The sequence below is a fragment of the Bacillus sp. iso_77 genome, from assembly GCF_056173625.1.
Genome location: NZ_CM149683.1, coordinates 2,602,162 through 2,615,861, shown reverse-complemented (window position 1 = coordinate 2,615,861; position 13,700 = coordinate 2,602,162). Strand labels below are relative to the sequence as shown.

The window sequence follows — 13,700 nt, the reverse complement described above, 5'->3', positions numbered from 1 at the left end:
ATATCTCTAGTATAAAAAGAAGCCGATCAGACTTCCTGCGATTTGGCGAACAAAACAGACGAGCATGTGACATTGTTGTCACATGCTCGCAATATGCACAAAATCATTCTTTTTCGGAAAGATAAAGGTGAAAGTTGTCCCTTGATCTAATGTGGAGTTGACCTCGATTGTGATATGAAGAGCGTCAGCTCCCTTTTTTGTTAAATAGAGCCCCATGCCTGTGGAGGCCGTGTCATTGTGATGTCTTGTGGAGGTAAAGCCTTTTTCAAAAATACGGGACACGTCTCTTGGGTCAATTCCTCTGCCTTGATCTGTGATGGTGAGCACCACTTGTTCGTTCATTTGTTTGCTTTCGATGATAATGTCAGATGATTGGCTGTACTTGACGGCGTTTGTCAGCACTTGTCTGATCATAAAGGATAACCATTTTGTATCACTTAATACATCTCGCTCTTCTAATAAAAGGTCAAAGCCAATTCCTTTTTGCATACACCACGATTGGAGCGCTTTGATTTCTTTCGTTAGCATGTTTTGGAGATCCAGTTTTTCAATAAATAAATCATTTTCAATATGTTGGATCCTGCTTTGATGCAGCTGTGCATCAAGGAGTAAATGTATTCTAAGCCATTCATATGTCATATTTGATTTGAGCGGCTGTTCTGTTATGCGGTCAATCATTAAGTGCATCGCCGTGAGCGGCGTTTTCACCTCGTGTATCCATGAGAGCAGTTCATCTTTTTCTTCTTCCAGCGCAGTTTTTTGCTTAGCCGTCATCTGGCGGTATCGGTCGATTTGCTCTGACGTTGCCTCCTGTACAATTTGTTCAAAGGGGGAAGAGGGTTTGAGACGTATTTGATGGTCTATGTTTTCATCCCATTCTTTCAGTTGCATGTAATAAGCAGTTTCTTTCCGATAACGAAAAAAAAGAAAAACAATGAAGAGTAATGTAGACAAAAGCACGATATAAAAAAGAGAAGCGAGTGGAATCGTTGTATCCAAATATGCAACAAAGAGAATGAGAAGCTGCAAACTAAGAAAGAACAAGATCCAGCTTCGTCGTTCTTTTAGAAATGCTTGCAGCATCATTGATCATCCTTTTCTTTTGCAAGATAACCTTGACCCACCTTTGTTTCAATGAAGGCGCCAAGAGAGATTTCGTCTAGTTTTTTTCTAAGGCGGTTGACGTTTACAGTGAGTGTATTGTCACTCACGAATCGTTCATCGTCCCATAAAGCTTGGATGAGAGATTCCCTTTTGACAATATGGTTTTTATGCTGAATTAATTCTTTGAGAATAAAAAACTCATTTTTTGTTAATTCAATCTCACCGTTTTCATTTGTCACTGTATTATTTTCGAGGTCAAGGGTAGCGCCGCACCAAACTTTTAAGTTGGCTGGTTCCGCATTATAATCATGGACTCGGCGAAGGACAGCACTTACTTTGGCGATGAGAACGTCAAAGTGAAAGGGCTTTTGTACAAAATCATCAGCTCCAAGCTGCATCGACATGACCATATCAGCAGGATGATCACGAGAGGAAAGAAAGATGATGGGCACATTAGAATGATGCCGAATCATCCGGCACCAATGAAATCCGTCGTACTTTGGCAGCTGAATATCAATAATGACTAAATCAGGCTGGATGGAAGTGAACTCCTGCATGACCTGTTGAAAATTGTTGATCCCATACACATCATAAGACCAGTTGACTAAACGTTCTTTGATTTCTTGGAAGAGGGTTGTATCATCCTCAATCAGCAAAATTTTAAACAAAACGAGCACCACACTTTTTGAATTACTTGTACATCATTGTAGCGGAAAACAGGCACTCCCGCTAGAAGCAGACAGCAAAAAAGCAAGGGAAGAGATCCCTTGCTTCAGTTTATTTACCTAAAAAGTGCTTTTTAAAGAATGATAATTGATATTCAAGTGTGAGCGGGTCATTAAAGTAAAACTCTTCCGCATTTGCTTCATACACACGATGTTTTTTCACAGCAGGAATGGACTTATAGATTTCACTGTTTTGATAAGAATTGTCCATTTCGCTGTTTTTGCTAATGATCATATAGTCTCCGGCAAATTCAGGGATGACCTCTTGTGATACCGCATAATAGCCAGCTTTTAATGCTTTTTCTTTTACTTTTTCAGGCATTTTTAGTTTCATTGCTTGGTAGAGGATTTCTGTTCCCCGTCCCCACGCATCTCCAAAGACGTAAAGATCTTTTGTGCCGCTTTCAAAGACAGATACGGTTGCATCTTCACCAATTTTTGCTTTGATTTCTTTGCCAGCTTCAGCTGCACGCTGTTTGAAATCCTTGACCCATGCTTTTGCTTCTTTTTCTTTGTTTAAGACTTTTCCAATTTCAATATGCTGCTGAAGGTAATCGACTTTGTTATACGTGAATAAAACGGTAGGGGCGATTTTTTTTAGTTTTTCTACATTTTTTGCACCGCTTAAACCGATGATGACATCAGGTTTTAGCTTCATGATTTTTTCTACATTTTCATCGGATACTTCTTCCACATTTTTTAATTTCTTTTTGAAACGTGGATTCTTTTTTGACCAAGAGTCAACGCCCACAAGGTTCACACCAAGTGACAAGACATTTCCTGTATAAGAGGCGAGAACAACAACACGTTTTGGATTTGCTGGCAGCTTCACAGGTCCATTTTCAGATTGATATGTAATCGTGTCCGATGACGTTGATTGCTTTCCTTTATTTGAGGAAGAGTTGCTGCTATTGCCACATGCGCTCAACGCAAGTACGAAGATGAGCATCAGAGGGAACAATATTTTCTTCATGAATGTAAACTCCTTTGAAATCGGCACATCAGCCGTGTATTTGGTTGTATGAGTGATAATGATAATTATTATCACTCAGATATCATACCATAGAAGTGAGGTTTGTTGTCAATGATATTTTAGCAGTGGATAGAGGAATAATGATAGAAAGAAAAAAAGATCAAGGCAGTGTATGACCTGATCTTTTTTCTTATTTAAACCAGCCTTTTTCTTTGGAACGAGTAATGGCCTCAATTCGGTTTTTGACTTCTAGTTTATCTAAAATAACGGATATGTAGTTTCGGACAGTGCCGCTTTTAATGCTGAGTTCCTTGGCGATTTCTTTTGTGTTTTTTCCGTCTGCGACGAGTTCTAGAACCGACTTTTCTCGTTCAGTTAAAGGATTTTCGTCGCTGTACAAGTCTTCCATTAATTCAGGGGCGTACACCTTTTTCCCTTTCATCACGCTGCGGATGGCACTTGCTAAATCCTCGCTTGGGCTGTCTTTCAGCATGTAGCCGCTAACGCCAGCTTTCAGTGCTCTTTGAAAATAGCCAGAACGGGCAAAGGTTGTTAAAATGATGATTTTCACATCAGACTTTTTGAGTTCTTCAGCGGCATCGAGACCAGATTTTCCTGGCATTTCAATATCCATTAAACAAATATCGACCGGATGTTTTTGAGCAAAATCAATGGCGTCCTGGCCGTTTGTCCCTTTTCCAACAACGGTCATATCGTCTTCTAAATCGAGAAGCGACCCAAGAGCACCAAGCAGCATTTGCTGATCCTCTGCGATAAAGATGTTAATCATTTTATTTCCTCCTTATCTTTCGCTGCTGAATCATTTGGAATACTCATGATCAGCTTCGTCCCGTCTTTTGTTTCAATGTGCAGGCGTCCATTTGCAAATTCCAATCTTTCTCTAATCCCTAAAAGGCCATGTCCCTTCGTTTGAGAGGATGGATCACCGCCTTTAAATGTGCCGTTATCCTCAACTGTAATGACAACTTCCTTTGACTTTTGATGAATGGTGATTTGACAGACAGTGGCATCGCTGTGTTTGACGACATTCGTTACGGCTTCTTTGATGCACATGCTCACAATGTTTTCGTTCAGAAGAGAGATGTATTTCGGCGCTTCCTTTTCATCATAAATCATGTCAATATCGGCGGCTTCAAGGATTTGCTTGATGTTCAATTTCTCATCTTTGATCCGAATGCCTTTCATGGAAGAAACAATTTTCCGCACTTCATTTAGAGACGTTCTAGCTGTCTGTTGGACGCTTTTTAGTTCGGCGCGTGCCTGTTCAGGGTCTTTATACACGAGTTTACGGGCAAGGTCACTCTTTAAACCGATAAGAGAGAGTTTTTGTCCAAGTGTATCATGTAGATCACGAGCAATGCGCTGTCTTTCTTCAAGTTTGACAAGATCGGCGATCCGTTCATTGGCATTTTCTAATTTCTCTTCAAGGCGTTCACGTTCTTTTCGGCTTCGAATGCTGAGAGGGAGGAGAATGGCGCTAATAAGTGTGATCACAACAAAAGGAATTTGTGTGAGAAACCATCCCTTTTTTAAAATCAAGCTAAAGTTCACTGCTACGGCGGCGCTCCCTAGATGAATATAGTATAAGATATAAAAAGGGACTTTTCTTTTAATGTGCCCATTGAAATAGGCGATGCAAAAAGCGAAATAAATATAGCTGTAGAGCATCACATAGCCTGTAGAAATCGCAATCAATAAAAGACCGAAGACATATAAAGACCAGCCTTTTGCGACAAAGGCAAAACGATACACTCCGAAAAAAACCACGTTCAAAATAATGCCAATGACAATACCTAAAGTCGTAGGCGTCTTTAAGATAAAATAGAAGGGCAGGATGAAAAAAATGGCCCATATATAGGGGGAAATCCCATGCAATTTTTGAATTTTAAACTGTTTTTTCATCCGTGTGCCACCTTTTCCGTTTTCGTTCTTTTCCTTACTTTATCAAATTCAACTTACGGTTGCATCCTGTAAATGGCAACAAGCTCCTTCTAGAGTAAGAAAGAGCTTGCACCAATTATGCATTTTTCTTCAGAATGTCTCCTTTAATGACAGGTGCGGGCATCTTCTTAGATTGCCGTGCTTCTTTAAAGGTAACGAATGCTTTCGTTTCTTCATCCCAAAGTCTAAATTTCATTGATTCGATACTTGTTTTTAAAGTGATGGTTGGAACATTTTGAAGCGGCTCACTATGATCATGTGCATGCTCCAAGTGATAATTCGGTACCCTCGGACTTAAATGATGAACATGGTGATAGCCGATATTGCCTGTTAACCATTGAAGAAGCTTTGGTAATTTGTAAAAAGAACTGCCTTCTACTGCCGCCTGCACATAATTCCAATGTTCATCTGCTTCAAAGTAAGAATCTTCAAATGTATGCTGCACATAAAACAGCCATACGCCGATTGATCCTGAGATCAGGAAGATTGGACCTTGGACAAGCAGGAACTCCTGCCAGCCAAAAAGAAGACACGTTGCAGTTGCTAGTGCAATGATGCTCACGTTTGTGAAATACGTGTTCCAGCGCTCTTTTTTACGAGCATTTTTGACGTTGAAACGGTTTTTTAAGAGAAAAACAAAGATCGGTCCTAAAATAAACATCACAAAAGGATTACGGTAAAATCTGTAGCGAAATTTCGTCCAAGCTGATGCTTCTTGATATTCTTTGACTGTCAGGAGCCAAATGTCGCCAGTACCTCGTTTGTCTAGATTACTGCTTGTGGCATGGTGAATTGAATGATCTCTTTGCCATTGAAGATAAGGGAAAAGGGTGAGTACGCCCGTTACAAAACCGAACAGGTGATTCAGCGGCTTCTGTTTAAAAAAGGATTGATGGCAGCAGTCGTGAAAAATAATAAAGACACGTACTAAAAAACCAGCTGCAATCACCGCAAAGAAGAGGGTTAAAAGGTAGGAGATGTTCAGGCTATAATAGGCAAGAAACCAAAGCCCCAAAAATGGAATGAATGTATTAAAGAGTTGAATGATACTTTTTTTCGAATTAGCACCAGAGAATTGGCCAACTTGTTTTCTTAAAGTGGCTTGCTGCTGTGTGTTTGTTGAAGTCGTCATGAACGTTCAAGTCCTTTCCGTTTCTTTCTACTTCAAAGTATAGAAGGAAAGGTGTCATGCTCATAGTAGCACCCATCATGTATTCAATATGACATTTGTCATGTTGGACGCGGGAAAGGCTGATGGTTCAAGGGTTGTAAGCTTATTTTATTTTAAATAAAAAAAGTAAAGGCGCTTAGCCTTCACTTTTTATGCACGTGCTTCATGTACTTTTAACTGCTTGCCTTTAATCGTTGTGTGGCGCATGGCATTTAGCACAAGAGGGCCTTTGCCATTTAAAATATCGACATATGTTTTCGTTTCCTGAATGGTAATAATCCCAATGTCATCAAACGCAACGCCATCTATTTTGGCGATTGTTCCAACGAAATCAACTGCCCGGAGTTTCTTTTTCTTCCCGCCGTTAAAATAAAGCTTCATAATATCCTTTTCAACGCCAGCTTGTTTATTTTCCTTTTGAATCGGCGTTTCAATCTTTTCTTCAAAGCTTTCTACATGCTGTTCTGCGTCTTCTTTTGTAGGATAAGGCTGAGTCTGAAAATGAATGCCAGCTTCCTGCTTTAATTCTTCAATGAGCTGCTGCCCGTGCCTTGTCATAAACGCAATCGTTTTTCCGCTTTTACCCGCTCTGCCAGTTCTTCCGGTCCGATGAATATAGCGTTCTTTTTCATATGGCAAGTCGTAATGAATGACATGTGTCATATCACTGACATCAATTCCTCGGGCTGCTATATCGGTTGCGATCAAATAACGGAATTCCCCGTTTTTGAATTCATCCATTACAGCAAAGCGGTCTTCCTGCCTCATGCCTCCGTGAATTTTGTCACAAGGCACATCCCATTCATCCAGCTTCATTGTGAGTTCGTTCACTCGGTCCTGTGTATTACAGAAAATAATGCAGCTATCTGGGTTTTCAATCACGATCGTACGCTGAAGAAGAGAGAATTTCGCTTCTTCCTCCGTTTCAATCACGGTGTGAGTGATTTGTGGTACAGACGTTTCTTCCCGTGCAATTTCAATTACTTTTGGTGAATGTAAAAACTGTTCACTTAATTTCTTCATCTCATCAGACATGGTCGCTGAAAACAGCATTGACATGCGCTTTGGCGGCAGATACTGAATAATAGAAGAGACTTGATCAATAAACCCCATGTTCAGCATTTCATCCGCTTCATCTAATACAAAAAATTTAAGGTTTTCTAAGGAAAGAGTACCTTTCTCAAGGTGATCCAAGACTCGTCCCGGTGTTCCGCACACAATGTGGTTTTTTTGTGCAAGCTCTACTTTTTGAGCTTGAAAAGGGGCTTTTCCATAAATGGCTGCGGCTTTAATTCGTTTCAATCGTCCAAGACTTGTGAGATCCTGTTTGACCTGCATGGCGAGTTCTCGCGTTGGAACGAGGATGAGGGCTTGAGGTTTATTTTCAGCCCAATCGACCATTTCACAAATCGGCAGACCATAGGCTGCCGTCTTGCCGCTGCCAGTTTGAGATTTGACGATCAGATCCTGTTTTGAAAAAGCAACGGATAAGGTCTCGTGCTGAACAGGTGTAGGTGTATGGAAGTGAAGTGCTTTTAGCGCTTGTTTTAAATCATCGCTTAATGGATATTGATCAAATTGTTGTAATGTCATAGTGTTCTCCTTTTCGTACATTCATACTTGTGACATCATACCATAATCATGACCGTGAATGAAAAGACACGAAAAAAAGCCCCGTAAAGGAGCTTTCAGCGTGTAGACAAACCCTCGCATTCGGTGTCAGATTTGCGCTCCGGTACTCACGAATGTCAAATTCGCTCCGTTCCGGTGCTCACTCTTCCTAGACTTCAAAGGTTTTCTATCACGCTGAAAAGAAAATAAAAGCCCCTTAAAGGAGCTTTTTGATTAAAGGAATCTGCGTTTTACTTTTTCCCAATAGGAGTTATCTTTTAATTTGACCGTTTTGATCACTTTACCAGAAAGGCCAATATCAATTTGTTTGACATGTTTTGTACCTAGCGCTTCGTTATCAAGACCGATAATCGGATGGTCGTTACCGTCCTGAACAACCTTTAGTGTCAGCTTGCGGTCACTGCTTAAAATGAAAGGAGCTCCAAGTGTACGGTATGAGTTGTTATTCAGCGATGCCAGCTCGGTTACTTGCATACACGGAAGCATCGGATCCACCACGGCGCCGTTGACAGATTTATTGTAGGCCGTTGAACCGGTTGGAGTGGAAATAATCATCCCGTCGCCTCTAAATGTTTCAAAATGGAAATCATCTATATACACATCGATGACAAATGTTTTAATGATGCTTGAGCGGATCGACAGTTCGTTTAAGCAATGGAACTGGTTTGTACTGTCAACGCTTACATCGATGATCGGATATTTTCTCACTTCAATCTGTTCAGTGTTCATGGCATCAATCATTTTATCAAAATGTTCTAACGAAAAATCGCAGTATAGGTGCGAATTCTCTGTTTTTGATACCCCTACATACAAGCAGTCATCCCGGAAGTTCGTTTTGCGAACCGCTTGAAGAAATGTACCATCTCCACCAATTGAAGCAATGATATGGGCATCTTCTGCACGCTTTACGACGTGAAAGCCTTGATCGGTAGCGAGCTTCTCCAGAGAAGAAATGTGTCCATCCAATTCATGATCTTTTTTGTAAAAGAAAAATACATTGCGACGATTGTCTGTCATTGACGTTCTCCCCTTTGTTGTCAAAAATAGATTTCGAGTAGTAAAGGGCTTACATAGAAAACCCTTGCTCACATTTTACACTTTTTTCATATGAAAGTAAAAATATTAGAAAGACGCTTCATCATGATAGAGGCTTCCATTTAAGAAATGAGTCATTGTAAGTGATTAGACAACGCTGACTTTGAGCATAATTTAATAGCTCATTTTGGAAGAAAGAGAGGTCTGGGCGTTTCGTTGTGAAGATGGTCTGAGCTATTAGATATAGGAAGAGGATAAAATCGCCAATTTTTCGTCATGATGAGCAAATGATAGAAGATGTAAAGTTGATCGTCATTTCACATCGATGCTATCATATGTTGAAATGAAATGTAAAAAAACCACAGTTCCTGTGAAACATTTCATGTGTGTATTCGTATGAACGAAGTGAGACAAAAAGGAGGAGAAAGAAATGAATGCGAAAAGATGGGTAGCCTTAATCATTGCACTTGGTGTTTTCGGCTTTTCGATTGTGATTAGTATCACGACGGCCTTGTATGAAAGCTTCAATGATAATAAGATGAGCTATCAATTCGGGGACGAAATCGAAGAAAAGGTACTAGAAGATGGGAGCGGTGCGAGTAAAATTGCTGTACTTGAGATTAATGGCACGATTCAAGATAACGGCGGTGCATCCAGCCTTCTAGGCGGGGAAGCATATGATCATCGTGCGTTCTTAAAGGAATTAGATAAAGCAAAAGACGATGCGTCTGTGAAAGGTGTCTTGCTGCGCGTCAACTCTCCTGGCGGCGGTGTCTATGAAAGTGCTGAAATACATAAAAAATTAGAAGAAGTAAAGAAAGCGAAGAAGCCAATTTATGTTTCCATGGGTTCAATGGCGGCTTCTGGCGGCTATTATGTATCCACTCCAGCGAAAAAAATCTTTGCTTCACCTGAAACGTTAACAGGGTCTCTAGGGGTCATCATGCAAAGTTTGAATTATGCAAAGCTGGCAGATAATTTAGGCATCAAATATGAAACCATTAAAAGTGGAAAATTCAAAGACATCATGTCCCCAAATCGTGATATGACAAAAGATGAGCGAGACATCATGCAAAGCATGGTTGACAACTCCTATGAAGGCTTTGTGAAAGTCATCTCAGAAGGACGTGGCATGTCTAAGCAGGACGTCAAGAAAATTGCTGACGGCCGAATCTATGACGGAACACAGGCGAAATCGAACGGATTAGTGGATGAGCTTGGATACTATGAAGATGCTCTAAAAGCAATGAAGAAAAATGAAAAAGGGTTAAAAGGAGCGACAGTGATCAGCTATTCTCAAAGCTTCGGCTGGAACTCTCTCTTCAATATGAGTGCAAGTAAGCTCTTTAAAAGCGAAATTGATTTTCTGAACTTAAAAGAAACACTGGCTGGCTCCAATGGGTCTAAACCGATGTATCTCTATTCAAAATAAAGGAGGGATCATAGATGGATTCTACATTCGATGAAGTAACGGAAAGTCGCAGCCAAGAGGGAGAATCAAGGCCGACTCTTGCGAAGCGCACTTCAATTGAAGCGCAGGCTTTTGCAGGTTTCTGGATTAGATTCTGGGCATTTATCCTAGATTGGCTCGTCGTATGGGGTGTTAACCATTTGACGGTTTCTCCAATCTTTAGTCTCTTTGGCTGGTCAAAAGGTGGAGGTTGGTTTTCCCCATTTTCCGTCACAACGACAATTGTTTTTCTGCTTTATTTTGCGATCATGACGAAGATTTTCCAACAAACACTTGGAAAGATGGTGTTTGGAATCAAAGTCGTCTCACTTCAGCCGGAGAAGAAGCTGCCATGGGATGTCATTTTCTTTAGAGAAATTGTGGGGCGATATATTAATACGCTTTTTGTTCTCTATGCTGTGGTTGGGTTCACGCCGAAAAAGCAAGGGGTTCATGACTACTTTGCAGATACGGTGGTTGTTCATGAACATTTATATGAAAAAACAGAAGCAAACGCATAATCAAAGAGAGTTTGGCCGGGTACCGGTCAAACTCTTTTTTTGGTGATTGGGTATAAAATCCAGAAGGAGAGCCATAATCGTAGAGGAAGCATCATTTGTTATGGAGGAAGTGAGCACAGTGCTGTACGTTTGGATCGCAGCTTTTTTGTTCCTTGTGATCTTATTGATCTTTATGAAAGTGACCATTTCACTGGACTATTCACATGCAAATGACAATGACCATATTGCGGTGAAGATCATCACGTTATATGGAATCGTCAGACTGAAGAAAGACATTCCGATGGTGAAAGTGAATACGGAAGATCAAACGATTGATATTCGTGAAAAGAAAATGGCCAGCACCAAAACGCCTAATCAAGAAAAAGAAACCATGCATAAAAAAGTGGGAAAACGTGATGTAAAGGAAATCCTTCATCAAATGGAGCGTATTACAAAAGAAATTGTCGATCTAAACCGGATCATGCGAACGTTTTTCATTCATATAAAAATCGTCTCATTTCACTGGTCCACATGGATTGGTTTTCATGACGCAGCTTTAACAGGTGTAGCAGCCGGTGGTGTGTGGTCAGTCAAAGGAGCACTTCTTGCCTTTATGCAGGAGCATCTCACCTTTAAGCACAAACCCGTCTATGAAGTGATTCCCGCTTTTCAGCACAAAGTATCACAGACACACTTTGCATGTATAGCTTATTTTCGGATTGGACATGCTATGCTTGCAGCCATTCGATTACTTGTCCATTGGTTAAAAGGGAGAAAGGCGAGAAAAAATGCCTCTCTTCAAGCAACGAAGAATGAATCATCTGTTTAAGGAGGAACCCGAAAATGGCAGATCATCCAATCCAAGGTCTGATGAAGACAGCGATGGAAAACTTAAAAGAAATGATTGATGTGAACACGATCATCGGCGATCCAGTCGAAACCCCTGACGGCAGTGTCATTCTCACTGTGTCAAAGGTTGGTTTTGGATTTGCAGCCGGCGGCAGTGAATTCAACGGTAACCAAAAGAAAGAAAAACGGTCTGATGAACAAGAACGAAAAGAACCGAGACTCCCATTTGGAGGCGGAAGCGGTGGGGGAGTATCGATTACACCAATCGCCTTTTTAATTGTGGGAACAAATGGCGTAAGAATGCTTCATTTGGATGAACACACACATCTGCTCGATAAAATATTGGATTCTGCTCCTCAAGCAATTGAACGTCTTCAGCACATGTTTAAGAAGGATGAACGGGAGCATCGTCACAAAGAACGAAAACTAGATGACATAGACCTTTAAAAAGTTAGCTGCCCTGCAGTTAACTTTTTTTTCAAAATGGACGATTAGGCTTTGCAGTTTTTTGCTTTCTCTACTATGATAGAACCATACATTTGATAAGGGAGGAATTGTTTTGGCATCGATCACATTTAAAGGGAGCCCAGTAACGCTTGTAGGAAATGAAGTGAAAGTAGGCGAGCAGGCTCCAGATTTCACGGTATTAACGAACTCACTAGGGGAAGTTTCACTTTCTGATTTAACAGGAAAAGTGACGATTATCTCAGTGATTCCTTCTATTGATACAGGTGTGTGTGACGCACAAACAAGACGTTTCAATGAAGAGGCAGCCGGTTTAGGTCCGGTCAATATCTATACCATTAGTGCAGACCTACCATTTGCACAAGCACGCTGGTGCGGAGCAAACGGAATTGAAAATGTCGAAACATTATCTGATCATAGAGATATGTCATTTGGTGAAGCGTTTGGTTTATATATGAAAGAATTGCGTTTATTGGCGCGTGCGGTCTTCGTATTAGACCCAAGCGGAAAAGTGGTTTACACTGAGTACGTAAGCGAAGCAACCAATCATCCAAATTATGAAAAAGCCATTGAGGCTGCGAAATCACTGTTATAAAAGCAGCATCGACAAGAGCTCCGGCTTCATACTGGGGCTCTTTTCAATGAGAACATATAGCTTTTAACAAAGCGAGGAGAGAAAAGCATTGCAGAAAGATCAAGTGAGTACGATTTTTGAGCTGCTCGATACAGCTTCAATTCGTTTAAAAAAGGAACAGAACATTTCCTATATTGAAGCATTGGCAGAAGCAGGAGAAGCCTTTTTCCAGGCAAATGATCGAAACGGTTTACTAAAAGATTTAATAGAGAAAGCAGATTTCGCCTCTTATGATCATGAGCAGATTCGTAAAGCGTTTCAGCTCGCCGTATTAAAAGGACAAAAGGATATTTCACATCCAAACCGGCAGATGACACCTGATACAATTGGTCTGTTTGTCAGCTATTTGGTCAATAAATTTTTAGAAGGACAAAAAGAGCTGGTTGTCTTTGATCCAGCAGCGGGAACAGGGAATTTACTGCTTGCGGTCCTCAACAATGTAACAGCAGAAACAACACGCGGTTTTGCCTCTGAAATTGATGACGTGCTCATTAAAATTGCGTGGGCACAAGCGAACTTAGAAGAAAAAGAAGTAGAGCTTTTCCACCAGGACAGCTTAGAGCCGCTTCTTATCTCACCAGCAGATGTTGCTGTATGTAGTCTTCCTGTCGGGTTTTATCCAAATGATGAGCGCGCTAAAGACTATGAATTAAAGGCAAAAGAAGGTCATTCCTTTGCGCATTATTTATTCATTGAGCAAAGTCTGCGTCACACGAAAGAAGGCGGCTTCTTATTCTTCATCATTCCAAACGATTTGTTTGAAGGAAAAGAAAGCGTACAATTAAAGGATTTCATCAAAGAACATGCATATATGAATGCGTTAATTCAGCTGCCAGTCTCTATGTTCAAAGACAAAAAGCATGCCAAAAGCTTATTTGTGATGCAAAAGAAAAAAGAGGGGCTCGAAGCACCGAAACGTATGCTATTTGCCAATCTGCCATCTTTCTCACAGAAAGAAGCAATGGTTGGCGTCATGAGAAAATTAGACCAATGGTTTATAGAAGAAAAAGAAACGAAAGAATAGCCAGAGTGATGTCTGGCTATTTTATTATTCAGAAAATAACGACTTATTGATGTAAGCGGTAACAGTTCGAAGGTGTACTTGAAATGCAAAGTTTTCAATGTTTAAATGAAAAAGTCAGATATTTTTCGGACTTATCGTTAAACTATAAAAGACCCGTTCAAACAGGTTGAATATAG

The 13,700-nt window shown here is 40.5% G+C and carries 14 protein-coding genes; 6 read left to right on the top strand and 8 right to left on the bottom strand.

Annotation, left to right across the window (positions count from 1 at the left end; all coding sequences use genetic code 11):
- Positions 1 to 78: 78 nt before the first annotated feature.
- From AC0VYC_RS13390 to AC0VYC_RS13355, 8 genes are all read right to left on the bottom strand, one after another.
- Positions 79 to 1,083: a sensor histidine kinase gene (locus AC0VYC_RS13390; RefSeq protein ID WP_058337290.1), complete on the bottom strand. Its 1,005-nt coding sequence runs from the start codon at positions 1,081 to 1,083 to the stop codon at positions 79 to 81.
- Positions 1,083 to 1,772, bottom strand: a complete 690-nt coding sequence (locus AC0VYC_RS13385; RefSeq protein ID WP_025207787.1) for a response regulator transcription factor — start codon at positions 1,770 to 1,772, stop codon at positions 1,083 to 1,085. The genes AC0VYC_RS13390 and AC0VYC_RS13385 overlap by 1 nt, the downstream gene beginning before the upstream one ends.
- Before the next feature lie 109 nt (positions 1,773 to 1,881).
- Positions 1,882 to 2,802: an iron-hydroxamate ABC transporter substrate-binding protein gene (locus tag AC0VYC_RS13380; protein WP_025207786.1), complete on the bottom strand. Its 921-nt coding sequence runs from the start codon at positions 2,800 to 2,802 to the stop codon at positions 1,882 to 1,884.
- 190 nt (positions 2,803 to 2,992) lie between these two features.
- Positions 2,993 to 3,592 (bottom strand): response regulator transcription factor, encoded by a 600-nt coding sequence (locus AC0VYC_RS13375; protein ID WP_007501749.1) that lies wholly within the window; start codon positions 3,590 to 3,592, stop codon positions 2,993 to 2,995.
- Complete coding sequence (locus tag AC0VYC_RS13370; RefSeq protein WP_475388658.1) at positions 3,589 to 4,725, bottom strand: sensor histidine kinase; 1,137 nt, start codon at positions 4,723 to 4,725, stop codon at positions 3,589 to 3,591. The genes AC0VYC_RS13375 and AC0VYC_RS13370 overlap by 4 nt, the downstream gene beginning before the upstream one ends.
- A 115-nt stretch (positions 4,726 to 4,840) precedes the next feature.
- On the bottom strand, positions 4,841 to 5,896 hold the full coding sequence (gene desA, locus AC0VYC_RS13365; RefSeq protein ID WP_007501745.1) for a Delta(5) desaturase DesA: 1,056 nt from the start codon (positions 5,894 to 5,896) through the stop codon (positions 4,841 to 4,843).
- Positions 5,897 to 6,085: 189 nt separating this feature from the next.
- Positions 6,086 to 7,528 carry a DEAD/DEAH box helicase gene (locus AC0VYC_RS13360; RefSeq protein WP_475388657.1) on the bottom strand — a complete coding sequence of 481 codons (1,443 nt, stop codon included), beginning with the start codon at positions 7,526 to 7,528 and terminating at the stop codon, positions 6,086 to 6,088.
- 252 nt (positions 7,529 to 7,780) lie between these two features.
- On the bottom strand, positions 7,781 to 8,584 hold the full coding sequence (locus tag AC0VYC_RS13355) for an NAD kinase (protein ID WP_008343132.1): 804 nt from the start codon (positions 8,582 to 8,584) through the stop codon (positions 7,781 to 7,783).
- Between the two features lie 448 nt (positions 8,585 to 9,032).
- Here AC0VYC_RS13355 and sppA point away from each other — a divergent pair, with 448 nt between their 5' ends.
- The 6 genes from sppA (at position 9,033) to AC0VYC_RS13325 (ending at position 13,524) form a co-directional block, all read left to right on the top strand.
- Entirely contained in the window at positions 9,033 to 10,034 is a 1,002-nt protein-coding gene (gene sppA, locus AC0VYC_RS13350; protein WP_024718673.1) for a signal peptide peptidase SppA, read from the top strand.
- Between the two features lie 14 nt (positions 10,035 to 10,048).
- Positions 10,049 to 10,573: an RDD family protein gene (locus AC0VYC_RS13345; RefSeq protein ID WP_138278862.1), complete on the top strand. Its 525-nt coding sequence runs from the start codon at positions 10,049 to 10,051 to the stop codon at positions 10,571 to 10,573.
- A 100-nt stretch (positions 10,574 to 10,673) separates the two neighbouring features.
- Positions 10,674 to 11,381, top strand: a complete 708-nt coding sequence (locus tag AC0VYC_RS13340) for a DUF2953 domain-containing protein (RefSeq protein ID WP_034647385.1) — start codon at positions 10,674 to 10,676, stop codon at positions 11,379 to 11,381.
- Positions 11,382 to 11,395: 14 nt separating this feature from the next.
- Positions 11,396 to 11,848, top strand: a complete 453-nt coding sequence (gene ytfJ / locus AC0VYC_RS13335; protein ID WP_007501733.1) for a GerW family sporulation protein — start codon at positions 11,396 to 11,398, stop codon at positions 11,846 to 11,848.
- 112 nt (positions 11,849 to 11,960) lie between these two features.
- A complete protein-coding gene (gene tpx, locus AC0VYC_RS13330; protein WP_007501731.1) occupies positions 11,961 to 12,461 on the top strand; it encodes a thiol peroxidase in 501 nt (166 codons plus the stop codon).
- A gap of 88 nt (positions 12,462 to 12,549) precedes the next feature.
- Complete coding sequence (locus AC0VYC_RS13325; protein WP_135009396.1) at positions 12,550 to 13,524, top strand: class I SAM-dependent methyltransferase; 975 nt, start codon at positions 12,550 to 12,552, stop codon at positions 13,522 to 13,524.
- Positions 13,525 to 13,700: the final 176 nt, after the last annotated feature.